Source organism: Arthrobacter sp. NPDC055138, from assembly GCF_053607305.1.
Genome location: NZ_JBSGTH010000005.1, coordinates 83,832 through 107,579 on the forward strand (window position 1 = coordinate 83,832; position 23,748 = coordinate 107,579).

Below are 23,748 nucleotides of genomic sequence, written 5' to 3' on the forward strand. Positions count from 1 at the left end.
ATGTGAACACTGCAGCCGGCTGGAGACACCCCAGCACCTCCCTGTACACCGACCACTATGAGCTGACCATGCTCCAGGCCGCCTTGCATTCCGGCGCGGCCCAACGGCGCTCCGTCTTCGAGGCCTTCGCCCGGCGGCTGCCCGAGGGACGCCGGTACGGAGTGGTGGCCGGCACCGGCCGGATCCTGGAGGGCATCGAGCACTTCACCTTCTCGGAAGACCAGCTGGCTTTCCTGGCCCGCACGGACGTGGTGGACGCGAAGACCATCGACTGGCTGGCCGATTTCCGCTTTTCCGGCGACATCTACGGCTATGCCGAGGGCGAGGCGTATTTCCCCTACTCGCCGATCATGATTGTGGAATCAAGCTTCGCCGAAGCGTGCGTGCTGGAGACGTTCATCCTGTCCGTGCTGAACCACGACAGCGCCATTGCTTCGGCAGCTTCCCGGATGACCGGCGCGGCCGGCGGCCGGCCCTGCATCGAGATGGGATCCCGGCGCACGCACGAGGAGTCGGCCGTTGCGGCGGCCCGCGCCGCGGTAATTGGTGGTTTCTCCAGCACCTCCAATCTGGAAGCCGGCTACCGCTACGGCGTCCGGACGGTGGGCACGGCCGCCCATTCCTTCACCTTGTTGCATGACAGCGAGCAGAAGGCGTTCGAAGCGCAGCTGGCTTCGCTGGGCGTGGGGACCACCCTGCTGGCAGACACGTACGACGTCGAGACCGCCGTTCGTACGGCCGTGGAGTTGGCAGGTCCCGAGTTGGGCGGGGTGCGGCTGGATTCCGGCGACCTGATTGCCCAGGCGCAATGGGTGCGCAAGTTGCTGGACGATCTGGGCAACCACCACACCCGCATCACCGTCACGTCCGACCTGGACGAATATGCCATCGCCTCGCTGGCCTCGGCTCCGGTGGATTCCTATGGCGTCGGCACCGCACTGGTCACCGGGTCGGGCGCCCCCACCGCCAGCATGGTCTACAAGCTGGTCAGCCGCGAGGGCCCCGACGGCGAGCAGGTCTCGGTGGCGAAAGCCTCGAAGAACAAGATTTCCGTGGGCGGCCGCAAGTACGCGCTGCGCCGGCTCAACCAGCGGGGCGCCGCCACTGCCGAGGTGATCGGCATTGGCCATCGGCCGTTGGACGACGGCAATGACCGGCCGTTGTTGCAGCAGTTTGTCACCAACGGCAAACTGGCGGATGGCTGGACCGGCGACGAAGGCGTTCGCCGCGCCGCTGAACGCCACGCCGCCTCCATGACCGAGCTGCCCGGCGCCGTACACCGGTTGCAGCGCGGCGAGGCCGCCATTCCCACCGAGTTCGAGGAGCAGCCATGACCCGAGCACTGATCATCGTCGACGTTCAGAATGACTTCTGCGAAGGAGGCACGTTGGCGGTCGACGGCGGCGCGAAAACTGCCGCCGAGATCAGCGAGCACCTGGACACCCGGCCGGACGACTACGACGTCGTGGTGGCGACGCAGGACTGGCACATAGAACCGGGCAGCCATTTCTCCGAGGAACCGGACTTCGTAGACAGCTGGCCGCGGCACTGTGTGGCAGGCACGCGCGGGGCCGACCTGCACCCCGATCTGGACACCGACCGGATTGACGCCTACTTCCGCAAGGGCCAGTTCGACGCCGGCTACTCCGGTTTCGACGGCCTGCTGGCACCGGCCGACGAAGTAGCCACCGGCGAGCGCGAGGGCGACGAGGAAGAAGAAGAGACGGAGATGCCCAGTCTGGACGACTGGCTGCAGGAACACGAGGTGGATGAAGTAGTGGTGGCAGGGCTGGCGACCGACTATTGCGTCCGGCAGACGGCCCTCGACTCCGTCCAGGCGGGCTACGCCACATCAGTGAACCTGACGCTGTCGGCAGGGATCAACGCCGAGCGCGTGGAGAAGACATTGGCCGAATTCAGCGACAACGGCATCGACATCATCGAGTAGTTCTCCGGCCCCCGGTGATCGACCAAAGGCGCTTGCGCCTGCGCGGAGATCCCCCCTCCCGCCCCCTCGGTGATCGACCAAAGGCGCTTGCGCCTGCGCGGAGATTTCCCCTCCCGCCCCCTCGGTGATCGACCAAAGGCGCCCGCACCTGGGCGGAGATCCCGACCCCTCGGTGATCGACCAAAGGCGCCCGCGCCTGCGCGGAGATCCCGTCTGGATGCGACGTCCGCTTATTTCATGTTGCTCTTGAGATCGTCTAGGCGGCCCTCGATAAGTGCAATGCGTTTGGCACGGCTCCAGTTCTGAACCTGCTCTCCCGTACGAACGCGTCTTCTACGCGGGTGAATTCCTCGCAGTAGACAAGGCGAACCGGTCGGCGGCGGGCCGTATAGGCAGCGCCTTCACCGGATCCGTGCTCACTAATCCGCCGTTCAATGTCCCACGTACTCCCAACGTAGAAACTGTTGTCCGCGCACTGCAGGATGTACATGTAGGGCATGCCGCCTCCTGTTTGGAGGACCAGTGTGCCAAAAAGTCGCGGGGTCGGCAGGCGGTTTCCACAGGGCACCGGCGAGCCCGATCTCCACGCCGAAGGATCTCCACGCGGCCGCAAGCGGCCTTGGTCGATCACCGGGGGGCGGATCTCCACGCGGCCGCAAGCGGCCTTGGTCGATCAACGGGGACGGGCGGATCTCCACGCAGGCGCAAGCGCCTTTGGTCGATCACCGGGGACGTGGGCGGATCTCCACACAGGCGCAAGCGCCTTTGGTCGATCACCGGGGGTGGTTATTTGCGGCCGATGAACCAGTCCTGGAGCTTCTTCAGCCGCTTGTTCAGCTGCTCTTCGTTGGCCTGGGCCACGGCCGGACCGCCGCAGACCCGGCGCAGCTCCGAATGGACCACGCCGTGCGGCATGCCCGAACGGGCCGACCAGGCGGAGACGTTCTTGGCCAGTTGGTTGCGCAATTCGGTGAGCTGCCGGTGGTCCACCAGGACCGGCGCAGGCTCGGGTGCGGCAGCTCCGCCGGCCCGCTGGCGTTTGCGGGTCTGCTGCTCCTGCTGGCGCTGGCGCAGCAGCACGCCTACTTGCTCGGCGTCGAGCAGGCCGGGGATGCCCAGGAAGTCCAGTTCGTCTTCGCTGCCGATCTCTCCGCCGGTGCCGAACTCGGCGCCGTCGAACAGGACCCGGTCAAAGGAGGCCTGGGAGTCAAGGGCTTCGAACTTCTGCTTGGTCAGCTCGTCGGAGGCCTTGTCTTCCCGGTTGGCCTGCTCCATCAGGGCCTCTTCGGGGATGAAGCCTTCGTCGTTGTCCTTGTCCGGCCGGTCCAGCGCGTGGTCGCGTTCCAGCTCCATCTGGTTGGCCAGTTCCATCAGGTTCGGCACCGACGGCAGGAAGACGGACGCGGTTTCGCCGCGCTTCCGGGCACGCACAAAGCGGCCCACGGCCTGGGCGAAGAACAGCGGCGTGGCGGTGGACGTGGCGTAGACGCCGACCGAAAGCCGCGGGACGTCCACGCCTTCGGAGACCATGCGCACGGCAACCATCCAGCGGCTGTCGCCGGCGGAGAACGACTCGATCTTCTCCGAGGCTCCGGCGTCGTCGGAGAGGATGATCGTGGCTGATTCGCCGGTGATCTTCTTCAGCTGGCCAGCGTAGGCACGTGCGTCGTCGTGGTCGGTGGCAATCACCAGCCCGCCGGCGTCGGGCACGGCCCGGCGGACCTCGGTAAGCCGCTTGTCGGCGGCGGCCAGCACGGACGGAATCCACTGCCCCTGCGGATTCAACGCCGTCCGCCACGCCTGCGCGGTGATGTCCTTGGTCACCGCGGCTTCACCGAGCGAGGCCGCGTATTCCTCCCCCGAGCTGGTCCGCCAGCGCATTTCGCCGGAGTAGGCCATGAACATCACCGGGCGCACCACATGGTCGCGCAGCGCGCTGCCGTAGCCGTAGGTGTAGTCGGCCCGCGAGCGGCGGATCCCGTCCTTGTCTTCGGCGTACTCCACGAACGGAATGGCCGCGGTATCGGAGCGGAACGGGGTACCGGTCAGCGCCAGCCGGCGGACGGCCGGTTCGAAGGCCTCGCGGATGCCGTCGCCCCAACTGAGCGCGTCGCCACCGTGGTGGATTTCGTCCAGGATCACCAGCGTCTTCGCCGCTTCGGTCTTGGCCCTATGCAGCATCGGTTTCATCGCCACCTGCGCATAGGTGACGGCGACGCCGATGAAGTCGCGGCCGTGCGAACCGTCGGAGTTCTTGAAGTTCGGGTCAATGGCCAGGCCCACCCGCGCGGCGGCGTCCGCCCACTGGCGCTTGAGGTGGTCGGTCGGCGCCACAATGGTGATCCGGTTGATGAGCCCGCGGTCCACCAGCTCGGTGGCCGCGCGCAGCGCAAACGTCGTCTTGCCGGCGCCGGGCGTCGCCACGGCGAGGAAGTCCTGAGGTGCCATCTCGAAGTACTTCTGCAGGGCCTCGGCCTGCCATTGGCGCAGCTTGGGCGCCGTGCCCCACGCGGCCCGCTCCGGGTATGCCGGCGGCAGCACCGGTCCCGCGCCAAATAGTGTGTCGTTGTTCATTCGGTGGCCTCCTCCCGTTGTTCCTGTCTAACTTCCGTCCGTTCCGCGCTGCGCCACCCGGTGGCGATGCCGCCGGCGGCCACCACGGCCAGCACCAGCCAGATCACCACGTAGACGCCGATCGCGCCGGGGTTGTCCGGATCGCGCAGCAGCGAAAACAGTGCTCCCGCTCCCGCGGTGCCCACCACGCCGCCCAGCTGGTCGGCCAGCTGCAGTGACGCGGAGTTCCGTCCCCGCTCTTCCGGAGCGGACATCTGCAGCACCAGCACCGAGGTGGTGGACAACGCCACCCCCATGGAGAACCCGGCCAGTGCCCAGACCACAATAAGCGCCCAGAGCGGCACCGACGGCGCCGAGACCAGCGCCATCAGCCCCATGCAGGCGGTCAGGATGCCGGAGCCGACCACCAGCATCCGGTGCCGCGCGGTCTGCACGCGGGCCTGCACCCACGAGCCGATGCTCCAGCCGACCGCGCCGGCCGTCAGCGCCAGCCCTGCGGTGGCGGGTGAGATCCCGTGCGCGGCCACCAGCATCAGCGGGATGAATGCTTCGGCACCAAAAAACGCCAGGTTGATCAGTCCGCGGGTGGCGATCACACTGGGCAGCCCCCGGCGCAGCCGCATGGTGCCGGCCGGCATGAGCTTGGGCAGCGCCACCAGTGCCAACACCACTCCCCCGGCCGCCAGCGCATACAACGGCACCAGCTGCCAGGCGGGCCCGCCGGCAACAGCTTCGAACAGCGCCCACTGGGCCAGGAACACGCCGCCGGCCAGCATCAGGCCGCGCACCGCCTGCAGGCGTCCGGCGCGCCGGTCCGTAGTCGGGTTCTCCGGTGCGCCCACGCTCCGGGTCCGCGGCCAGATCACCAGCACGGCCAGCAGGAAGATGGGCGCCACCCCGTAGAACACCAGGCGCCAGGAAATGTACTCCGCGACCACGCCAGCGGCCAGCGGCCCTACCAGCGAGGGCACCACCCAGGCCGCGGCCAGCCAGCCGAACACCACCGGCTGCATCCGCTGCGGATAGACCTGCCCGATGATCACATAGACGGCCACAATGGCGAAGCCGCCGCCCAGCCCGGCCACGGCCCTTCCGGCGGTGAAAATCCAGAATTCTCCGGCGACTCCGGACAGCACCAGACCGGCCACCATCAGCACCAGTCCCGCGCCAAGCGCCGGGCGCGGGCCTTTGGCGTCGCACCAGACGCCCGCCACCACGCTGGCCAGCAGCGAGGCGGTCAGGAACATGGAGAAGGCCAGCCCGTAGGCGGACTTTCCCTCGAGATCCGCCGCCACCACCGGCATCGCCGTAGCCACCGCCACTGCCTCGAAGGCCGCCAGCGTGATCACTGCCAGCAAGCCCAGCGTCAGCGGCCGGTAGGCAGCCGACATGGCGCCGGGCGCGCGGACGGCAGTGGATTCGGTCATCAAGGAACCAGGGCTAACTTTCTTTGCAGGCAGGCGAAAGCGAAGCGGGCGCCGAATGGGCCCGCTTCGGTTAAGTGGGAGCGGCTACTTCTTCTTGCCGGAATCGTCGCCGCCGGGGCGCAGGCCTTCGTAAATGGCCTTGCAGTCGGGGCAGACGGGGAACTTGTTCGGGTCGCGGCCGGGCACCCAGACCTTACCGCACAGGGCGATCACTGGTTCGCCGGACAGCGCCGACTCCATGATCTTTTCCTTGCGGACATAATGCGCAAAGCGTTCGCGGTCGCCTGGCTCAAGCTCTTCGCGGAGTTCTTCACGCTCGATCGTCGCGGTGGACCCGCCCGGGGTCTGCGGTGCGCGGGGGTCGTTTTCGAAAGGATCCGGGGGAAGACTCATGCCAACCATCTTAACCCCTGGAAAAGGACGGACGACGGCGGAGGCAGCCTCCGCCGTCGTCCTCGCCTGCCGTGGCAGGTGAGTTTGCCTGCTATTTGTTTTTCGCCACAGCTTGGAGGAGTTCCGGCGTGCGGCGGTCATACCAGCGGCCGCCCAGCACAATGCCAACCACCAGCAGCACGGCGCCCAGCAGGACGCCGACCAGCAGGGCCAGCCAGCCCCACAGCGGATCGCCGGTAAAGACGCCGATCAGCGCCAGCACCAGTTCCGGCAGCGAGAGCAGCACCAGCACGCCGAGGCCGCCAAGCTGGACCAGCATCATCCGGGCGGTCGAACCCGGAGGCGTCTTGAACGGGCTCTCCCCGGGCAGCGGCACGTTGTAGGTGTACCGGGCCGAGACCACGCTGGACAGCCCCAGCCCGGTCAGCAGCACTCCGAGCGCCACCCCGGAAACGGGGGCCAGCAGGTGCCATTCGCCGATGAAGACGAATGGCAGCACGGTCAGCAGCACGGTGGCCGGCAGGGCGATCACCGCGCAGGCAACGGCGCGCCCGATCCGGTCGTCCCGGCCGCTCACGCCGGTGCTGACATGCAGCGCAAACGCCGTGTTGTCGTAGGCGATGTCTGCGGAAATGCCGAAGGACAGCAGGAAGGCGAGCATCGGGCCGAGCCAGAGCATGAAGGTGAAGTCGCCGGTCTGCGAGAGGCCGAAGAAGACCGCCACCGGGATGAGCGGAATGGACACCAGCGACGCGCCATAGCGCGGATCCTTGAACCAGTAAATCAGCGCCCGCGCCGCCACCGCTCCGGCCGGAGTGGCGGGCATACGGGAGAACCAGCCCAGCTTGCCGCCCGCTTTGCGCGACACCGCGTTGTACGGCGGGGTCACCAGCGCGCGGGCCAGGCTCAGCTTCCACAGCCAGGCCATCACGGCCAGGAAGGCCACCGCGATCAGCAGCCGGGCCGCCGCGGCGCCCCAGTTGCCCAGCGCCAGGTCTCCCGGGACCGCCCAGACCGCGCCCAGCGGCGACCAGGCCAGGCCCTCGGCGAGCGACGGCAGAAAGTCCTGCGAGCTGCGGAAGCCCTCGGTGATGCCGAGCATGATGGGCCCCAGCAGCACCAGCGGGATGATGCCGATGACCCCGCTCATGTCCTTGAACCGGCGCGAGCTGGCCAGCGTGGTGGACGCCGACGTGGTCACGCGGGAGAGCACCACGCAGGTCAGCGTGGCGATCACCGCGCACAGTACGGCGGCCACGAGCGCAACCGGGTGCTGCCACCACGCGGCCGCATGCCCCAGCGCTGCCACCAGGGTCACCACGCCCGGGATGCCCACGAGGCCGCCGATGGCGAGCCCCAAAAGCAATTGCCGCATGGGCACGGCGTAGGTGACGAAGCGGGCCGGGTCCAGTGTCATGTCCACACCGGTGGCCATCATCGGGATCAGCGCCCAGCCCAGGAAGGCGGCGGATCCGCCCAGCACCACCACCATGCGCGCCATCTCCGGCTCGGTGTAGCTGAGGAAGAACAGTCCGGAGATCAGCAGTGCCAGCACACCGATGGCGTACAGCCCGCCCAGGATCACGCCGACCAGCTGCCATGGGCTGCGTTTAAAGCCGTTGCGCAGCAGCGTCAGCTTCAGCCTTACGAGGTGCGCAACCACTCGAGCCCCTCCGACTGGGTCCGGCCGCCGACCAGCTGGACAAACCGCTCTTCCAGGCTGGCACCGTCACGGACCTCGTCCACGGTGCCGGCGGCCAGCACGTTGCCGCCGGCGATCACCGCCACGTGGTCGCACATCCGCTGGACAAGGTCCATCACGTGGCTGGAGACGATCACCGTTCCGCCGGAGGCCACGTAATCGTGGAGGATGTCGCGGATGTTCGCGGCGGAGACCGGATCCACGGCCTCAAACGGTTCGTCCAGCACCAGCAGCTTGGGCGCATGGATCAGCGCCGTGGCCAGCGCAATCTTCTTGGTCATACCGGCGGAATAGTCCACCACCAGGGTGCCGGCGTCGTTGGTCAGGTCCATCGCCCGGAGCAGGTCGGGCACGCGTGCGGCCACCGTCTCCCGGTCCATGCCGCGCAGCAAACCGGCGTAGGTGACCAGCTGCTCGCCGGTCAGCCGGTCGAACAGCCGCACGCCGTCAGGCAGCACGCCCATCAGTCGCTTGGCTTTCAGCGGCTCGGCCCAGACGTCCACGCCGTGCACCCAGACCTGACCATAGTCGGGGCGGAGCAGCCCGGTGGCCATGGAGAGCGAGGTGGTCTTGCCGGCGCCGTTGGGGCCGACCAGCCCGTAGAAGGACCCGGCCGGCACGTCCAGGTTGACGCCGTTGACGGCGATCTTCTCGCCGAACCGCTTGGCCAGACCGCGCACGGCCAGGGCGGGAAGGGGTGCCTGGGCGCCGTAGGCGGATGTGGGGGCCTCAGCCCCGTAGGCCGGAGCTGGAGCCTCGGCGCCGCCGGTAGGCGCCGGCGGCTGGCCGGGGTTCTGGTCGTCCGGCTGCTGGACCGGGGGCTGTGATGGATGCGAAGTCATACTGCCACGCTAACAACGCGGCGCCCACGCGGACATCATCCGCAAGGACTAATAATTCTCCGCCACGGCGGCACGTTCGTACTGCGGCGCCCACGCCAGGTCGTGGCCCAGTTCGACGGCGGCGCGCTGCCACCAGTGCGGATGGCGCAGCGCCGCCCGCGCCAGCAGCACGGCGTCGGCCGAGCCCTCCCTGATAACCGAGTCGGCCTGCGCCGGCGTGGTGATGAGCCCGACGGCACCGGTCCGGACGCCGGTCCGGCGGCGGATGGCTGCGGCGAAAGGCACCTGGTAGCCGGGGCCCAGCGGAATGTTCACGCCGTGCACCGCGCCGCCGCTGGACACGTCCACTAGGTCCACGCCGCGGGCGGCCGCCTGGGATACGACGTCGGCCACCGCTTCCGGTTCCAGGCCTCCGTCCGACCAGTCGCTGGCGGAGACACGCAGGAACAGCGGCATGGCATCCGGGATCACGCCGCGGACCGCGTCCACCACCGCCAGCAGCAGGCGCGCCCGGTTGGCCGCCGAACCGCCCCACTCATCGGTGCGGGTGTTGACCAGCGGGGACAGGAACTGGTGCAGCAGATAGCCGTGGGCGCCGTGGATCTCGACAGTGTCGAAACCCGCCCAGACCGCACGCACCGCTGCGTCGCGGAAGTCGGCCACAATCTGCAAGATGCCTGCTTCGTCCAGTGCCGCGGGCGCAGCGTAGCGGCCGAAAGGCCCCGTGGTCGGACCGACGGTCTGCCAACCGCCCTCGGCGTGCGGTACGGAACCGGATTCGCGGGCAAACGGCGCGTACGTCGACGCCTTGCGCCCGGCGTGGGCCAACTGGACGCCGATTTTGGTGTCCGCCGAACCGTAGCGGTGCACAAACTCCGTGATCCGGCTCCACTCCTGCGCCTGCGCGTCGGTCCAGATGCCCGTGTCCTGCGGGCTGATCCGGCCGACGGCGTTGACCGCCGTCGCCTCGGTCAGAATCAGCGCCGCCCCACCGGCTGCGAACTGGCCCAGATGCATCAGGTGCCAGTCGTTCGGCGTTCCGGGCGCATCGTCCCGGCGGACCGAGTACTGGCACATCGGGGCCACCCAGCCGCGGTGGGCCAACTGCAGTCCGCGCAGCCGCATCGGCTCGAACAGGCCGCCGGCTGAAGCCTGCACCATTTAGAAGAGCGCCCGCGCCAGGGCCTGGCGTGCCTTCGAGACCCGCGGGTCGGAGCTGCCCACCACATCGAACAGTTCCACCAGCCGCGCGCGGGCCGCTTCCCGTTCGTCTCCGCCATGCCGGCTGATGAAGCCGACCAGGCGCGCAAAGGCGTCCTCGACATGCCCGCCGGACACGTCCAGGTCGGCTACGGCCAGCTGGGCAGCCAAATCGTCGGTCTGGTCGGCGGCGGCGCGGCGCAGCTCGTTGGCATCGGCACCCTGCAGCCGCTCCAGCAACTGCACCTGGTACAGCCCCGTGCGGGCCTCGTTGTCGGCCGGCTGTTCGGCCAGCGCCTTCCGGTAGGCCGCCGCTGCCCGCGTGTAGTCGCCGGCCTCGATGGCATCGAAGGCTTCCTGATGCAGTGGCGGCAACGGTTTCTCCTCCTCGGCGGGAGCGTCTGCCGCGCCCGGAGCGGTGCCGGTCACGCCGTTGGCTTGTGCCACCTTGAGCAGCTCGTTAACAAACTGGCGCAATTCGTCCGCGGACGCCGCGCCTTGGAACAGCGGGATCGGCTGCCCCTTCAAGAGCGCGACGGCGGCGGGCACGCTCTGCAGCTGGAAGGCCTGGGCGATGCCGGGGCTGGCGTCGACGTCCACCCGGGCCAGGACAAACCGGCCGGCAAATTCGTTGGTCACCTCGGCCAAGGCGGAGGCCAGCTGCTGCGCCAGGTCGCTCCAGGCTGCGGTCAACTCCACGATCACGGGGACCTGGGCGGAGAGTTGGACGAGCGACTGGAAGCTCTGCTCGTTGACCTCGACGATGAAGCTTGCGGTGTCGCCGTCGCCCGCTGCCGGCGCCCCGGCAGCCGGCGCAGCGCCAGCAGGCTGCTGCGGCCTTTTCAGCGCCGACAGGTCAACGGCGCCGCGCAGGCTGACGGAAGACGGCGCGGGGCCCTGCTCTGGAGTTGGAGTGGTCATAACATCACACTAATACGTCTAGGTGTGCGTCCGGAATTGCGGGGCGGAAAGCGACGCCGCCCGGCCGGGTTGCCCCGGCCGGGCTTGGCCCTACTTCAGCTTCGCGTCCACCAGGCCCTGGGCCACGCCGACCACGGTGAGCTTTTCATCGGAGCCGGCGGGCGGCACGCGCAGGAAGACGGCTTCACTGTAGGTCACGTCCACGCCTTCGGTGGTGGAATCTTCCCCTGCCAGCGCCGCGAACTCGGGCGAGAGTTCCACGGTTGCGCCGGCTTCGGCCGGCACGCTCCTGGTCACCGACTTAATGTGGCCGAACACCACGGCACCGCCGTCGGCTGTGCGCAGCGCGCTCAGCGATTTATTGTCGACGCTGCGGCGGAAGGAGATGTCCGCACTCTTGTTGGATTTGACCTGGTCCTTTTGGATCTTCTGGATCTGGTCGGAGAACGTGTTCTTGCCAATCTTGTTCTGGTGTTTGCCGCTGTCCAGATTCTCGGCGACCATCTTCACGGCTGCCTGCGGCGAATACAGCAGACCGTCTTCAGCATCCAGCGGTACGGCCGGCGTACCGCTGCTCTCGGTGGAAACCTGCGGGAAGGTGGTTCCCGGCAGCATCTGCATGGCACCCATCATCCGGTAGTTCGATCGCGGATCCTGCTGTGTCAGCACGATCACCTGCGGTACCGGATTGTCCTCGCCTTCGGTCACCGTGACCACGGTCCGCGGCCACTCGGCACTGGTGCTGACCATCGAGGCCAGAATCGGTCCGGCGGCCACCGGAACCGGAGCAGGCGCCTTGCCGTTTTCGGCCCGCACCGTGTAGTTGGCCTCGCGGACAGTCAGCGCCGCTCCGCCGACCCGCGGCTCCAGCTTGCCGGCGTCCCGCGCCTTGTCGGCATTCGAAACAGAAGCCGCCACCGAATCCATAATCCGAGTCAGCTGGCTCTCCATCACCACCGGGGAACCTGCTGCTTCCTCAGCCTCCGGGGAGGCAGCTGCCTGCGCCGGCAGCACTGTGCCGGCGGCAAGCACGACGGCGGTGCCCGCCGCCGCCGCGGCGCGCAGGCCAAGCGCGGGGCGCACCATCAGGGAACGGCGGCCGGAGGTACGGGAGCTCTCCTCCGGGCTCTCGGTTCCGGGCTTGGCCGGTGCCGCTTCATCAGCGCGGCCGGTCGGTACGGCGGCGTCCGTCTTGGCCAGTGTCGCGGTCGCCGGACCGGCGACAGCCCGCTTGCCGGTTCCGCCGCGGGGACCCGAGTCGTCGCCCGCCGAGTCGTCGCCTGCGGACGGGCGGTTCGGCCGGCGGGACACAACGGCCATCGCCACGCCCAGCACCACCAGCAGGGCGCCCACGATGATCAGGGCAAGCGACCACGGAACGGACGTGTCGTTCGGCCAGGTCACGGTCACGTTGGTCGGAGCCGGCTCGCTGCCGTCGGCGGCCAGCAGGATGGACCACTCGCCGTCGCCCGGGGCCAGCCAACGGTGCTCGATGCTGCCCTCGGCCTGCTCCTCGCTCACCCAGAGGTCCGATCCGGCCGGGTTCGGCACTTTGGCGTCGCCCTCGGTCACGGTGCCCTGCAGCTGGCCGTCCTCGATCCCGGTCAGGGAGGTGTGCGCTGCCTCGCCCACCCAGGCGTCGACGTCGCCGGCGCGGCCGATGGCCATCAGGAAGTCGCCGTCGGCCTCCACAGAGACGTCCACTTCTTCCTCATGAACACCAAAGACTTCCGGGTCAATGACGGTCACCGGCGCGGTGGAGTCAGCCGTGTAGCTGGCGGATGCCCGCTCGGGCGGGGCCCACACCGTGCGCTGGGCGATGCCCAGCGCGATGGCCAACAACCCGATCACCATCAGGGCCACGGAAATCTTGAAACGCACAAAAATACCAATCGTCGATCGTGCAGGAAGGAAGGGCTGCAGGTCCGCCCAAGCCTCAAGGACCGGAGCGGTTGCCCGGCGTCGGTTAAACTTTATAACCCTATGGTAACGAACCGCCTCGCGGTCCACGCAAAGCCGGGTTCCCAGCGGGTCCGACGCAGCCCCCGCCCGCTGGCCACATCCGCTGCAGAGCACCGCCATGCTGGTAGTCTTTCGCTCAGAATTGACCGCATCCTGCGCCGTTGCTGCCTACCGCGTGACAAAGCGCCCGCCCGTAGCTTCAGCGGCTGCAGGCGGAAGTGAGGATGCTGCGTGAACGAACACCGGGACGGTCCGATGCCCGGCGCGGGCAACGAAGAGGACGCCGACGGCGCTCGAGCCGCGGCCACTTCATCGGGCGAACCAGCGGCCGGAACACCGGAGTCCGCGCCGATCTCGGCGGCACGGCAGCGTGCGGTCCTGGGTGCTCTCGGGCGCATCGGGGCGTCCATGCCCCGGGCCAGGCCGCGCATCCGGTTCGAGATGCCGCCCGAGGGAGATGGCCCGTCTGCTGCACGCCCTGAACAGGCCAGCACAGACTTGTCCGCCGCGCGGCATCCGATCCATTTCGGTTTCATGGCTACGGTAGGCGTCGGTTTCGCCCTGCTGCTCTACTTCGTGCTCACCAACGTCGGTGGACTGCTGGCCTGGATTGCGGCGGCGCTGTTCATTGCCCTCGGGCTCGATCCGATCGTCCGCTGGCTGGAACGCAAGGGGCTGCCGCGTCCGGCCGGCGTCATCATTGTGGTGCTGATCCTGGCCGGGCTGGTCGCCGCCTTTATCTCCACGCTGATCCCGACCATCGTCAACCAGACCACCCAGATCGTGGCGAACGCCCCCCGCTATGTCGACAACTTCCTGAACTCGGCGTTCTTCCAGAGCATCGATGAACAGTTTCAGGTCCGTGAGCGCATAGATGTGGAACTGGCCAAGTTCTTTGCCAATTCCGAGAACGTCACCGGTATTTTCGGCGGTGTCTTGGGCGTCGGCAGCGCCGTCCTCCAAGGTGCCTTCGGCGCGCTGATCGTGCTGGTGCTGACGTTGTACTTCCTGGCGTCGCTTCCGGCCCTGAAGATTTGGGCCTACCGGCTGGCACCGCGGTCCAAGCGCCAGCACGTTCAGCGCTTGTCCGAAGAGATCAGCAGCAGCGTGGGCAGCTACGTGATCGGTCAGGCCTGTGTGGCATTGATCAACGCCACGGTGGCCTTCATAGCCATGTCCATTGCCCAGGTGCCGTTCACCGCGTTGCTGACGTTCGTCGTCGCCTTGCTGGCCTTCATCCCGCTGATCGGTGCGGTGATTGCCGGTGCGCTCGTCTCGCTGGTGGCCCTGACCGTGAGCTGGCAGACGGCGGCGTTGTTCGCCGTGATTTATTTTGCCTACCTGCAGATCGAGGCCTATTTCGTGTCGCCGCGTGTGATGCAGCGGGCCGTTGCGGTTCCCGGGGCCGTGGCCGTGATCGCCGTGATTGCCGGCGGTTCGCTGCTCGGGGTCTTGGGCGCGCTGATGGCGATTCCGGTTGCAGCGTCGGTGATGTTACTGCTGAAGGACGTCTTTATTGTGCGGCAGGACCGCAACTGACTCACCGCTCAGCGGTAACGGAAGCTGCGGGTCTGCCAGCAGCGCGGGTGCCAGTGCCGCCGCTCGGCCAGCGCCGTTTCGCCGCCGAACAAGGAATCGGCTCGCCAGGCCACCAGATGTTCGATTCCGGGACCGATCGTCCGGTGGCAGCCGGGGCAGGTGTAGTCCTTGGCGGCATTCGAGCCGGTGATCCGCCGGACGTTCCATTCGCCGTCGGGGGCGTTCTGGCGCTCGGGGATGCCGGCGCGGGCGCGGTCCAGATCGAGTTCGCTTTCCCGCGTCCACTTGCTGCTGCCCGTCCCCGAACGGCGGCGCGGACGGTTGGATCGGGGCATGCCATCCATTCTGCCCCACCGCCGCGGCCCGGGCCGAACCACCCACCGGGCAGAAGGTAAAGTGGCCTACTGTGCGTCTTGTCATTGCCCGTTGCTCCGTTGATTACATTGGCCGCCTCCGCGCCCACCTTCCGCTGGCCACCCGGCTGCTCATGGTGAAAGCGGACGGCTCCGTCCTGATCCATTCCGACGGCGGTTCCTATAAGCCGCTCAACTGGATGAGCCCGCCGGCCACGCTGCGGGTTGCCGAACCGGAGACCGACGATGCCGAGTCCGGGGTCCAGGAAGTCTGGCACGTCCAGCATGCCAAGAGCGATGACCGCCTGGTGATCAGCATCCACGAGCACCTGCACGAGTACAGCCACGACCTGGGCGTGGACCCGGGGCTGGTCAAGGACGGCGTGGAGGCCGACCTGCAGCGCCTGCTGGCCGAGCAGATCCACCGCCTCGGACCCGGCCACACGCTGGTGCGGCGCGAATACATGACGGCGATCGGCCCGGTAGATATCCTTGCCCGCAACGCCGACGGCGGCACCGTGGCCGTCGAGCTCAAGCGGCGCGGCGACATCGACGGCGTGGAACAACTGACCCGGTACCTGGAACTGCTCAACCGTGATCCGCTGCTGGCTCCGGTCAAGGGGATTTTCGCCGCGCAGCAGATCAAGCCGCAGGCACGGGTGCTCGCCACCGACCGCGGCATCGCCTGCCTGACCCTGGACTACGACGAAATGCGCGGCGTGGACGACGCCGAGTCCCGCCTGTTCTGAGCCGGCGGCCTCTCCTTCAGCTGCCGGGCCGGCACCCGGCCTAGAATCGGACCATGAGTTCCCCCGGGCAGGCCGGCCCGCAACAGCAGTACGTCCGGGGCCGGATCGTCTCGTCAGGAACCACGCTCGACGACGGTGTGGTCGCCTTTGCGGGCGGCCGGATCCGCTATGCCGGCCCCGCCTCACGCTTCGATCCCGCTGGCTGGCACCAGGTGGAGCTGCCGGCGGAGAGCCTGTTGCTGCCCGGGCTGGTGGACACCCACTGCCACGGAGCCTACGGCGGCGACTTCTCCTCCGCGGACGAGGCTGGCGCACGGCGCGCGGCCGACTTCCTGCATCGCAGCGGCACCACCACCGTGGTGGCCAGCGCCATGGCCGGTTCCCCAGACAACATGCTGGCGGCCGTGCGGCTGCTGGGGGAACTGTCCCGCGAGGGCGTGCTCGCCGGCGTCCACGCGGAAGGCCCCTTTCTCTCCCCAGCCCGCCGCGGAGCGCAGAACGCCGACTATCTGCTCGCACCGGACACCGTTTTCGCCGCCGGACTGGTGCAGGCCGCCGGCGGGCAGCTGGTCTCGATGACCTATGCCCCGGAGCTGGACGGTGCCGACGAACTGGTTGATCTGCTCACGGCGCTCGGCGTGACCCCGTCCCTCGGGCATACCGACGCCGATTCCGCGACGGCTGCCGGCTCACTGGTGCGCGCGGCGGAGGGCCTGGCGCAGGCCGGCCTGGAGGCCCGGCGGCCGCTCGTCACGCACTTGTTCAACGCGATGCCGCCCCTGCACCACCGCTCCCCCGGCGCCGCGGCAGCCTGCTTGCGCGCCGCCTCGGCGGGGCGCGCCGCCGTCGAACTCATTGCGGACGGCATCCATCTGGACCCGGAGACCGTGCTGACCGTTTTCGATCTGGTGGGCGGCGCCAACGTCTTGCTCGTGTCCGACGGGATGGCGGCGACCGGACTGGGCGACGGCGGGTACCTGCTGGGCGCCAATGATGTGAGCGTCAGCGGCGGCGTTGCCCGGGTGGCCGCCAGCGGCGCTTTGGCGGGCGGTACGGCCACTCTCCTGGACTGCGTGCGCGGTGCGGTCGCCGCAGGAGTCCCGCTGGAAACCGCCGTCTCCTCCGCCTCCGCTGTTCCGGCCGGGGTGCTGGGACTCGCGGAGGAGGCCGGCGCACTGTCCCCCGGCTTCAGGGCCGATCTGCTGGTGACCACCGGAGAGTTGGCCTTGACCGCGGTATTACGCGGGGGCCGCTGGCTGGATGCGCTGCCGGGCTGACCCACGGTGGGTTTCACCACGAATCGAACTCTTCCTTAATATTAGATTGAATCGCCCTTTGTACCGTTGACCGCCCATGTTGCTTATGTGATGCTTAACTCAGTCTTTGTGTAGGTGAGTTTTTCATGCTCGCAAGACATGTTGCGAGTGTGAAGCTCCTCAGCGTCCGGCCCGATGGCCATGTTGTTTGGATCTTCCACGGAGTAACCGGGTTGGTACGAGGTGTACCGGCTTGATTCTGTTCCACGATGAGGAGATTTAAATGGCACAGGGGACCGTCAAGTGGTTTAACGCGGAAAAGGGCTTCGGCTTCATCACTCCGGATGAGGCAGACGGAGATGTCTTCGTTCACTACTCTGAGATCCAGTCGGGCGGCTTCAAGACGCTTGATGAAAACCAGCGTGTGAGCTTCGAGATCGGCCAGGGAGCCAAGGGCCCGCAGGCCACCGGCGTCACTGTCATCTAGTTTCGCTTCAGCACCGCGCAGCCCACGGCAGCGCAATGCCAGCAGAACCCCTCCGGAGGAATCCGGAGGGGTTCTGCTGTTTCCGGTGTCAGGCTGGCAACTTCGGCGGTCCCAGCCGAACCACGTCTCCGCCCAGGGCCCGCAGCCGCTCGTCGAACCGCTCGTAGCCGCGGTCGATGTGCTCCACGCCGTGCACCTCGGTGGTCCCTTCCGCCACCAGCCCCGCGATCACCAGTGCTGCCCCCGCCCGGATGTCGTTGGCCTCGACCGGCGCGCCGGAGAGCTGCGACACGCCTTTAATCAGTGCATGGTGCCCGTCCAGCCTCACCACGGCGCCCAGCCGGGACAGTTCGGAGGTAAAGCCCCAGCGCGCTTCGAAGACGTTTTCCGTCACCATTCCGTGCCCGTTGGCTACGGCGTTCAAGGCGACGACGAACGGTTGCAGGTCCGTGGGGAACCCGGGATACGGCAGCGTGGAAACGTTGATCGGGTCCGGACGCTCGGGTCCTTCCACCGTGAAGCCGTCATCCCGGCGGGTGATCCGGCAGCCGGCCTGCGCCAGCTTGTCCAGCACCACCGCCAGATGGCCCGGATTGGACTCGGCCACGTCCACGGTTCCGCCTGTGATGGCAGCGGCAAAAGCCCAGGTGCCGGCAACGATGCGGTCCGGGACGGTGCTATGGCGCACCGGGTGCAGGCTCTCGACGCCTGTGACCACCAGAGTCGGCGAACCGATCCCTTCGATCCGCGCGCCCATGGAAACCAGCAGGTCGGCTATGTCCGTAATCTCCGGTTCCCGGGCGGCATTGTCGATCACCGTCACTCCCCGGGCCAGCGTTGCCGCCATCATCAGGTTTTCCGTAGCCCCCACCGACGGATACGGCAGCCGGTGGTGGGCACCGTGCAGTCCGTCCGGCGCCCTGGCCACCAGATAACCGTGGTCGATGCTGATCCGCGCGCCCATTTGCTCCAGCCCCGCCCGGTGCATGTCCAGCCCGCGGCTGCCGATGGCGTCTCCCCCGGGCAGCGCCACCTCGGCCTGGCGGCAGCGGGCCACCAGCGGGCCCAGCACGGAAATGGACGCCCGCATGGCGCGGACCAGGTCGTAGTCGGCTTGGTGCGCCGGCGCGGCCGGCACGTCGATGTGGACGCTGGCGGCGTCGACGTCGTAGTCCACCGCGCAACCGAGCCGGCGGAGCAGTTCGGACATGATCCAGACGTCCTGGATATCGGGCACGTTGGTGATGGTGGAACGACCCTCGGCCAGCAGCACCGCCGCCATCAGCTTCAAGACGCTGTTTTTGGCGCCCGAGACCTCCACCCGCCCATTGAGCGTGCTGGGCCCGCGCACCACGATCACCTCATCCATGCATTCCATCCTACGGTTGTGGCACGGCTGTGCTGGTTAAACGGCTGACGGCGCGGCTCCCTGGGGAACCGCGCCGCCACATCCAGGACTAGCGCCAGGTGCCGATGCCGATCACCGGCCCGGCTTCGAGCCAAGACGAGAGACCTGCGTAGACGTCGAACGTCATCGCCATCGACAGATCCTGTTTTTCATGAGTCAGCATCACGATGATCGCACCGGGCTGGATCTTTGCCCGTTCCGCTTCGGTCGGCTGCCGCCATCCCTGCAGTTCCAGCGAGCTGCGCCGGAACCTGTAGCGCGGCTTGGGACTCAACGACAGCAGGCGCAACCATTCCAAATGGGTGTCCGTGTAACGACAAACCCCCATCTGCCAGCTGCCGGGCAGCATGGCGATGGAGGCGTCGAAGGTGCCCAGAGTGCGCCGCAGTTGATAGCGGCGCACTCCGAAGGCAATCAGTGCCAACACCAGCAGCAGGAAGACTGCGGCCAGAATGGCGAACGTGATGTCGAGACCGTTCACCGGCGGCTAGCGGGTCGCCGTGGCCTCGTCGCCAACCGTCGCATTGTCTGCGACGATGACAACCCGGTTGCTGTCCACGGAGAAGAACCCGCCGTCGACATTCACGGTGATGCGGTCACCAGAGACAGGCTCGATGGCCAGCTCGCCGGCGGCCAGGACTGCCAGCACCGGGGTGTGCCCGGGCAGGATCCCGATTTCGCCGTCGCTGGTCCGCGCCTTGACCATTGTTGCCTGGCCGGACCACACGAAGTGGTCCGCGGCGACAATCTCAACTTCCAGTTCAGCAGAAATATTAGCCACAGGCCTTACTTCCCGGTCTGTTCCTGGATCTTGGCCCACTGGCGCTCAACATCGTCCAGGCCGCCCACGTTGAAGAAGGCCTGCTCGGCAATGTGGTCGAGCTCGCCGTCGCAGATGGCCTTGAAGCCTTCCACGGTGTCCTTGATCGAAACCGTGGAACCCTCGACGCCGGTGAACTGCTTGGCGGTGTAGGTGTTCTGCGACAGGAACTGCTGGATGCGGCGGGCGCGGGCGACGACGATCTTGTCTTCTTCGCCCAGTTCATCAATGCCGAGGATGGCAATGATGTCCTGCAGTTCCTTGTTCTTCTGCAGGATCTGCTTCACGCGCACAGCGGTGTTGTAGTGGTCCTGCCCGATGTACTGCGGATCCAGGATGCGCGACGTCGAGGTCAGCGGATCCACGGCCGGGTACAGGCCACGCGAAGCGATTTCACGGGAAAGTTCCGTGGTCGCATCCAGGTGGGCGAAGGTGGTCGCCGGAGCCGGGTCGGTGTAGTCATCCGCGGGAACGTAGATCGCCTGCATCGAGGTGATCGAGTGTCCCTTGGTGGAGGTGATGCGTTCCTGCAGCACGCCCATCTCGTCGGCCAGGTTCGGCTGGTAGCCCACGGCGGAGGGCATACGGCCCAGCAGCGTGGAAACCTCGGAACCGGCCTGGGTGAACCGGAAGATGTTGTCGATGAACAGCAGCACGTCCTGCTTCTGCACATCGCGGAAGTACTCCGCCATGGTCAGAGCAGACAGGGCCACGCGCAGTCGCGTTCCCGGCGGCTCATCCATCTGGCCGAACACCAAGGCGGTGTCCTTGAGCACGCCGGCTTCTTCCATTTCCACCCAGAGGTCGTTGCCCTCACGGGTACGCTCGCCAACACCGGCGAATACCGAAGTACCACCGAAGTTGCGGGCCACACGGGTGATCATTTCCTGGATCAGCACGGTCTTGCCCACGCCGGCGCCGCCGAACAGGCCGATCTTGCCGCCCTTGATGTACGGGGTCAGCAGGTCGATCACCTTGATGCCGGTCTCCAGCATCTCGGTGGAGCCTTCCAGCTCGGCGAAGTTCGGCGCCTTGCGGTGGATCGGCCAGCGCTCGGAGATCTCCAGCTGGGAGGCTTCGACGTCCAGCGGCTCGCCCAGGACGTTGAAGATGTGGCCCTTGACGCCGTCGCCCACGGGCACGGTGATCGGGGAGCCGAGGTCCTGCACCGTGGTGCCGCGGACCAGGCCGTCGGTGGCCTGCAACGAGATGGCGCGGACCAGGTTGTCGCCCAGGTGCTGCGAGGTCTCGAAGGTGATGGTGCGGGTCTCGCCGTTGAGGGTGACCTCAGCGGTGAGCGCGTTGTACATTGCGGGGATTGCGTCCGCCGGGAATTCGACGTCGACAACCGGGCCGATGACACGGGCGATACGACCGGTAGCGCCCGTAGCGACGGAACCGGTTCCGTGCTCGATGGTTTGGGCAGTCATCTTTCTCACTTCTCAGTTTCGATGGCGTGGTTTATGTGTGCTGTTGCTGCAGGGACTGATCAGGACGCTGCCAGGGCGTCCGCGCCACCGACAATCTCGGTGAGTTCCTGCGTAATCTCTGCCTGACGCGCGTTATTGCGCAGACGCGTGTACTTCTCGATCAGGTCCGTGGCGTTGTCGCTTGCGGACTTCATCGCTCGCTGGCGGGCGGCAAGCTCGCTGGCCGCAGCCTGCAGCAATGCCGCGAAGATACGCGATTCGATGTAGCGCGGCAGCAGTGCGTTCAGAACCTGTTCGGGCTCCGGCTCGTACTCGTACAGCGGCAGCAGGTCGGTCTCCTCGGTGGCCTCTTCTTCCACAACCTCCAGGGGCAGCAGTCGGATGACCGCGGGCTCCTGGACAACCATGGACTTGAAGCGGGTGTAGACGATGTGAATCTCGTCCACGCCACCGTCTTCGAACGGCGTGTTGAAGTCGGAGAGCAGTTCCTCGCCGATCTCGCGGGCGGTGCTGAACTCCGGAGAGTCCGTGCCGCCCGTCCAGACCTGCTGGTACTGGATGTTCCGGAAGTCGAAGTAGGCCTGCGCCTTGCGGCCGACCAGGTAGTGGCGGACTTCCTTGCCTTCTCCGTGAAGCAGTTCGGTCAGGGACTGGGCCTGCTTCAGCACGGACGCGGAGTACGACCCCGCCAGACCGCGGTCGGAGGTCAGCACGAGCACGGCGGCCCGGCGGATCTGCTCCGGCTCGGTGGTCAGCGGATGGTCGATCTCGGACTGCGAAGCCACAGCAGAAACGGCACGGGTGATCGCATTGGCGTACGGCATCGAAGCCGCGACACGGCTGCGGGCCTTGCCAATGCGTGAGGCGGCGATCAGCTCCATCGCCTTGAAGATTTTCCGCAGCGACGAAGTCGATGCGATCTTCTGGCGGTAGACCCTAATCTGGGCTCCCATACTCTTCCTTTCCTCGTCCTCGGCGGCCGGGCGGGACCGCGGTGTGGCCCCGCCCGATCAACGAAGATGAATTAGCGCTTCTGCTTGACGATCTGTTCCTGGGCGACTTCGTCTTCGGCCAGGGCATCGTACTCTTCGCGGCCGGCGCCAACCAGACGGCTGTCACCCTCCCCGAAGAAGCCCTGCTTGAAGTCGGCAATCTGCGACTTCAACTCGTCCACCGTGGAGTCCTCGAGCAGGTTCGTCTGCGCGATGGTCGTCAGCACCGAACTGCGGTGCTTCAGGTGCGAGAGGAAGTCGGCCTCGAAGCGGGTGACGTCCTCGACCGGAACATCGTCCAGGTAGCCGTTGGTACCGGCCCAGATGGAGACAACCTGGTCTTCGACCGGGTACGGCGTGTACTGGCCCTGCTTGAGCAGTTCCATCAACCGCGCACCGCGGGTCAGCTGCTGGCGCGACGCCGCGTCGAGGTCCGACGCGAACATGGCGAATGCCTGCATGTCGCGGTACTGGGCCAGGTCCAGCTTCAGGGTGCCGGAGACCTTCTTCATCGCCTTGACCTGTGCCGCACCACCCACGCGGGAGACGGACACGCCGACGTCCACGGCGGGACGCTGGTTGGCGTTGAACAGGTCGGACTGCAGGAAGATCTGGCCGTCCGTGATCGAGATGACGTTGGTCGGAATGTAGGCCGAGACGTCGTTTGCCTTGGTCTCAATGATCGGCAGGCCGGTCATCGAGCCTGCGCCCAGCTCGTCGGAGAGCTTGGCACAACGCTCCAGCAGGCGGGAGTGCAGGTAGAACACGTCGCCCGGGTAGGCCTCGCGTCCCGGCGGGCGGCGCAGCAGCAGCGACACGGCGCGGTAGGCTTCGGCCTGCTTGGAGAGATCATCAAAAATGATCAGAACGTGCTTGCCGCCGTACATCCAGTGCTGGCCGATGGCCGAGCCGGCGTAAGGAGCCAAGTACTTGAAGCCGGCCGGGTCGGACGCGGGCGACGCCACGATGGTGGTGTACTCCAGCGCGCCCTTGTCTTCCAGGGTCTGGCGGACGGCGGCGATGGTCGATGCCTTCTGGCCGATCGCCACGTAGATGCAGCGGACCTGCTTGCTGACGTCGCCGGATTCCCAGTTGGCCTTCTGGTTCAGGATGGCGTCGACTGCGATGGCGGTCTTGCCGGTCTGGCGGTCACCGATGATCAGCTGGCGCTGGCCGCGGCCGATCGGAATCATCGCGTCGATGGCCTTCATGCCGGTCTGCAGCGGCTCGTGCACGGACTTACGCTGGGTAACGCCCGGAGCCTGCAGCTCCAGTGCACGGCGCTCGGTCGACTCGATCGGGCCCTTGTCGTCGATCGGGTGGCCCAGCGGGTCCACGACGCGGCCCAGGTAGGCGTCGCCAACCGGCACGGACAGGATCTCACCGGTGCGGTGAACTTCCATGCCTTCTTCGATGCCAGTGAAGTCGCCGAGGATCACGACGCCGATTTCGCGGGTGTCGAGGTTCTGGGCCAGGCCCAGCACGCCGTTCTCGAAACGCAGCAGTTCGTTCGCCATGACCGAGGGAAGACCCTCGACGCGGGCGATGCCATCGCTGGCAGTGGTCACGTGGCCGACTTCGACCCGCTCGGCGCTTCCGGGTTCATAGGACGCCGCGAACTCGTTCAGCGCATTGCGGACGTCGTCGGCGTTGATGGTCAATTCGGCCATCTGCAGTCCCTGCTCTCCTGTGTTTGTGATCATCGCGTGGTGCGCGATGACCGGTGTGTAATTCAGTCTGTGTGA

Annotated in this window: 22 protein-coding genes; 6 read left to right on the top strand and 16 right to left on the bottom strand. The window is 67.2% G+C overall.

Annotated features, from left to right (window positions below):
• The first annotated feature begins 2 nt into the window (after nucleotides 1–2).
• Both ACWF5H_RS13480 and ACWF5H_RS13485 read left to right on the top strand, forming a co-directional pair.
• Entirely contained in the window at nucleotides 3–1,334 is a 1,332-nt protein-coding gene (locus tag ACWF5H_RS13480) for a nicotinate phosphoribosyltransferase (protein WP_452037465.1), read from the top strand.
• Nucleotides 1,331–1,948: an isochorismatase family protein gene (locus tag ACWF5H_RS13485; RefSeq protein WP_452037467.1), complete on the top strand. Its 618-nt coding sequence runs from the start codon at nucleotides 1,331–1,333 to the stop codon at nucleotides 1,946–1,948. The genes ACWF5H_RS13480 and ACWF5H_RS13485 overlap by 4 nt, the downstream gene beginning before the upstream one ends.
• Nucleotides 1,949–2,204: 256 nt before the next feature.
• On the opposite strand, the gene ACWF5H_RS13490 is transcribed toward ACWF5H_RS13485, so the two are convergent.
• From ACWF5H_RS13490 to ACWF5H_RS13530, 9 genes are all read right to left on the bottom strand, one after another.
• Nucleotides 2,205–2,447, bottom strand: a complete 243-nt coding sequence (locus ACWF5H_RS13490) for a GIY-YIG nuclease family protein (protein ID WP_452037468.1) — start codon at nucleotides 2,445–2,447, stop codon at nucleotides 2,205–2,207.
• Nucleotides 2,448–2,734: 287 nt separating this feature from the next.
• Nucleotides 2,735–4,522, bottom strand: coding sequence for a DEAD/DEAH box helicase (locus tag ACWF5H_RS13495; RefSeq protein ID WP_364648677.1), 1,788 nt, complete (start codon nucleotides 4,520–4,522; stop codon nucleotides 2,735–2,737).
• Nucleotides 4,519–5,949, bottom strand: a complete 1,431-nt coding sequence (locus tag ACWF5H_RS13500) for an MFS transporter (RefSeq protein ID WP_452037469.1) — start codon at nucleotides 5,947–5,949, stop codon at nucleotides 4,519–4,521. Before ACWF5H_RS13500 ends, ACWF5H_RS13495 begins: the two co-directional genes overlap by 4 nt.
• 84 nt (nucleotides 5,950–6,033) lie before the next feature.
• Nucleotides 6,034–6,351, bottom strand: coding sequence for a DUF3039 domain-containing protein (locus ACWF5H_RS13505; RefSeq protein WP_364648672.1), 318 nt, complete (start codon nucleotides 6,349–6,351; stop codon nucleotides 6,034–6,036).
• An 82-nt stretch (nucleotides 6,352–6,433) separates the two neighbouring features.
• Complete coding sequence (locus tag ACWF5H_RS13510) at nucleotides 6,434–8,005, bottom strand: transporter (RefSeq protein ID WP_452037470.1); 1,572 nt, start codon at nucleotides 8,003–8,005, stop codon at nucleotides 6,434–6,436.
• The gene (locus tag ACWF5H_RS13515) at nucleotides 7,987–8,886 is read right to left on the bottom strand and encodes an ATP-binding cassette domain-containing protein (RefSeq protein WP_452037471.1); all 900 of its coding nucleotides are present in this window, start codon (nucleotides 8,884–8,886) and stop codon (nucleotides 7,987–7,989) included. Before ACWF5H_RS13515 ends, ACWF5H_RS13510 begins: the two co-directional genes overlap by 19 nt.
• A gap of 48 nt (nucleotides 8,887–8,934) precedes the next feature.
• Nucleotides 8,935–10,047: an NADH:flavin oxidoreductase/NADH oxidase gene (locus ACWF5H_RS13520; protein ID WP_452037472.1), complete on the bottom strand. Its 1,113-nt coding sequence runs from the start codon at nucleotides 10,045–10,047 to the stop codon at nucleotides 8,935–8,937.
• On the bottom strand, nucleotides 10,048–11,007 hold the full coding sequence (locus tag ACWF5H_RS13525) for a tetratricopeptide repeat protein (protein WP_452037473.1): 960 nt from the start codon (nucleotides 11,005–11,007) through the stop codon (nucleotides 10,048–10,050). It abuts the gene before it with no gap.
• Between the two features lie 90 nt (nucleotides 11,008–11,097).
• The gene (locus ACWF5H_RS13530) at nucleotides 11,098–12,888 is read right to left on the bottom strand and encodes a hypothetical protein (RefSeq protein WP_452037474.1); all 1,791 of its coding nucleotides are present in this window, start codon (nucleotides 12,886–12,888) and stop codon (nucleotides 11,098–11,100) included.
• Between the two features lie 312 nt (nucleotides 12,889–13,200).
• On the opposite strand from ACWF5H_RS13530, the gene ACWF5H_RS13535 reads away from it, so the two are divergent.
• Complete coding sequence (locus ACWF5H_RS13535; RefSeq protein WP_452037476.1) at nucleotides 13,201–14,508, top strand: AI-2E family transporter; 1,308 nt, start codon at nucleotides 13,201–13,203, stop codon at nucleotides 14,506–14,508.
• 8 nt (nucleotides 14,509–14,516) lie between these two features.
• Here ACWF5H_RS13535 and ACWF5H_RS13540 read toward each other — a convergent pair whose 3' ends face one another.
• Nucleotides 14,517–14,843, bottom strand: a complete 327-nt coding sequence (locus tag ACWF5H_RS13540; protein WP_127511466.1) for a hypothetical protein — start codon at nucleotides 14,841–14,843, stop codon at nucleotides 14,517–14,519.
• A gap of 71 nt (nucleotides 14,844–14,914) precedes the next feature.
• Between ACWF5H_RS13540 and nucS the strand changes: the two genes are divergently transcribed.
• The 3 genes from nucS to ACWF5H_RS13555 all read left to right on the top strand — a co-directional run bounded on the left by nucS (nucleotide 14,915) and on the right by ACWF5H_RS13555 (nucleotide 17,353).
• Nucleotides 14,915–15,610, top strand: a complete 696-nt coding sequence (nucS, locus tag ACWF5H_RS13545; RefSeq protein ID WP_364648657.1) for an endonuclease NucS — start codon at nucleotides 14,915–14,917, stop codon at nucleotides 15,608–15,610.
• Nucleotides 15,611–15,663: 53 nt separating this feature from the next.
• Nucleotides 15,664–16,887, top strand: coding sequence for an N-acetylglucosamine-6-phosphate deacetylase (locus ACWF5H_RS13550; RefSeq protein WP_452037478.1), 1,224 nt, complete (start codon nucleotides 15,664–15,666; stop codon nucleotides 16,885–16,887).
• Nucleotides 16,888–17,149: 262 nt separating this feature from the next.
• A complete protein-coding gene (locus ACWF5H_RS13555) occupies nucleotides 17,150–17,353 on the top strand; it encodes a cold-shock protein (RefSeq protein WP_136787594.1) in 204 nt (67 codons plus the stop codon).
• Between the two features lie 88 nt (nucleotides 17,354–17,441).
• Here ACWF5H_RS13555 and murA read toward each other — a convergent pair whose 3' ends face one another.
• The 6 genes from murA to atpA all read right to left on the bottom strand — a co-directional run bounded on the left by murA (nucleotide 17,442) and on the right by atpA (nucleotide 23,673).
• Nucleotides 17,442–18,722: a UDP-N-acetylglucosamine 1-carboxyvinyltransferase gene (gene murA / locus ACWF5H_RS13560; RefSeq protein WP_364648650.1), complete on the bottom strand. Its 1,281-nt coding sequence runs from the start codon at nucleotides 18,720–18,722 to the stop codon at nucleotides 17,442–17,444.
• A gap of 88 nt (nucleotides 18,723–18,810) precedes the next feature.
• Nucleotides 18,811–19,242: a DUF2550 domain-containing protein gene (locus ACWF5H_RS13565; RefSeq protein ID WP_364648647.1), complete on the bottom strand. Its 432-nt coding sequence runs from the start codon at nucleotides 19,240–19,242 to the stop codon at nucleotides 18,811–18,813.
• 6 nt (nucleotides 19,243–19,248) lie between these two features.
• A complete protein-coding gene (locus ACWF5H_RS13570; protein ID WP_241915008.1) occupies nucleotides 19,249–19,542 on the bottom strand; it encodes a F0F1 ATP synthase subunit epsilon in 294 nt (97 codons plus the stop codon).
• 5 nt (nucleotides 19,543–19,547) lie between these two features.
• Nucleotides 19,548–21,011 carry a F0F1 ATP synthase subunit beta gene (gene atpD / locus ACWF5H_RS13575; protein ID WP_353917296.1) on the bottom strand — a complete coding sequence of 488 codons (1,464 nt, stop codon included), beginning with the start codon at nucleotides 21,009–21,011 and terminating at the stop codon, nucleotides 19,548–19,550.
• Nucleotides 21,012–21,070: 59 nt separating this feature from the next.
• A complete protein-coding gene (locus ACWF5H_RS13580) occupies nucleotides 21,071–21,964 on the bottom strand; it encodes a F0F1 ATP synthase subunit gamma (protein ID WP_364648643.1) in 894 nt (297 codons plus the stop codon).
• 71 nt (nucleotides 21,965–22,035) lie between these two features.
• A complete protein-coding gene (gene atpA / locus ACWF5H_RS13585) occupies nucleotides 22,036–23,673 on the bottom strand; it encodes a F0F1 ATP synthase subunit alpha (RefSeq protein ID WP_364648640.1) in 1,638 nt (545 codons plus the stop codon).
• Between the last annotated feature and the right edge of the window lie 75 nt (nucleotides 23,674–23,748).

What these genes read in the sequence shown, in the direction of transcription:
- ACWF5H_RS13485 (WP_452037467.1), top strand. Translation starts at nt 1,331, where the DNA reads ATGACCCGAGCACTGATCATCGTCGACGTTCAGAATGACTTCTGCGAA.
- ACWF5H_RS13490 (WP_452037468.1), bottom strand. Translation starts at nt 2,447, where the DNA reads ATGCCCTACATGTACATCCTGCAGTGCGCGGACAACAGTTTCTACGTT.
- ACWF5H_RS13495 (WP_364648677.1), bottom strand. Translation starts at nt 4,522, where the DNA reads ATGAACAACGACACACTATTTGGCGCGGGACCGGTGCTGCCGCCGGCA.
- ACWF5H_RS13500 (WP_452037469.1), bottom strand. Translation starts at nt 5,949, where the DNA reads ATGACCGAATCCACTGCCGTCCGCGCGCCCGGCGCCATGTCGGCTGCC.
- ACWF5H_RS13505 (WP_364648672.1), bottom strand. Translation starts at nt 6,351, where the DNA reads ATGGTTGGCATGAGTCTTCCCCCGGATCCTTTCGAAAACGACCCCCGC.
- ACWF5H_RS13515 (WP_452037471.1), bottom strand. Translation starts at nt 8,886, where the DNA reads ATGACTTCGCATCCATCACAGCCCCCGGTCCAGCAGCCGGACGACCAG.
- ACWF5H_RS13520 (WP_452037472.1), bottom strand. Translation starts at nt 10,047, where the DNA reads ATGGTGCAGGCTTCAGCCGGCGGCCTGTTCGAGCCGATGCGGCTGCGC.
- ACWF5H_RS13525 (WP_452037473.1), bottom strand. Translation starts at nt 11,007, where the DNA reads ATGACCACTCCAACTCCAGAGCAGGGCCCCGCGCCGTCTTCCGTCAGC.
- ACWF5H_RS13540 (WP_127511466.1), bottom strand. Translation starts at nt 14,843, where the DNA reads ATGCCCCGATCCAACCGTCCGCGCCGCCGTTCGGGGACGGGCAGCAGC.
- ACWF5H_RS13550 (WP_452037478.1), top strand. Translation starts at nt 15,664, where the DNA reads ATGAGTTCCCCCGGGCAGGCCGGCCCGCAACAGCAGTACGTCCGGGGC.
- ACWF5H_RS13555 (WP_136787594.1), top strand. Translation starts at nt 17,150, where the DNA reads ATGGCACAGGGGACCGTCAAGTGGTTTAACGCGGAAAAGGGCTTCGGC.
- murA (WP_364648650.1), bottom strand. Translation starts at nt 18,722, where the DNA reads ATGGATGAGGTGATCGTGGTGCGCGGGCCCAGCACGCTCAATGGGCGG.
- atpD (WP_353917296.1), bottom strand. Translation starts at nt 21,011, where the DNA reads ATGACTGCCCAAACCATCGAGCACGGAACCGGTTCCGTCGCTACGGGC.
- ACWF5H_RS13580 (WP_364648643.1), bottom strand. Translation starts at nt 21,964, where the DNA reads ATGGGAGCCCAGATTAGGGTCTACCGCCAGAAGATCGCATCGACTTCG.
- atpA (WP_364648640.1), bottom strand. Translation starts at nt 23,673, where the DNA reads ATGGCCGAATTGACCATCAACGCCGACGACGTCCGCAATGCGCTGAAC.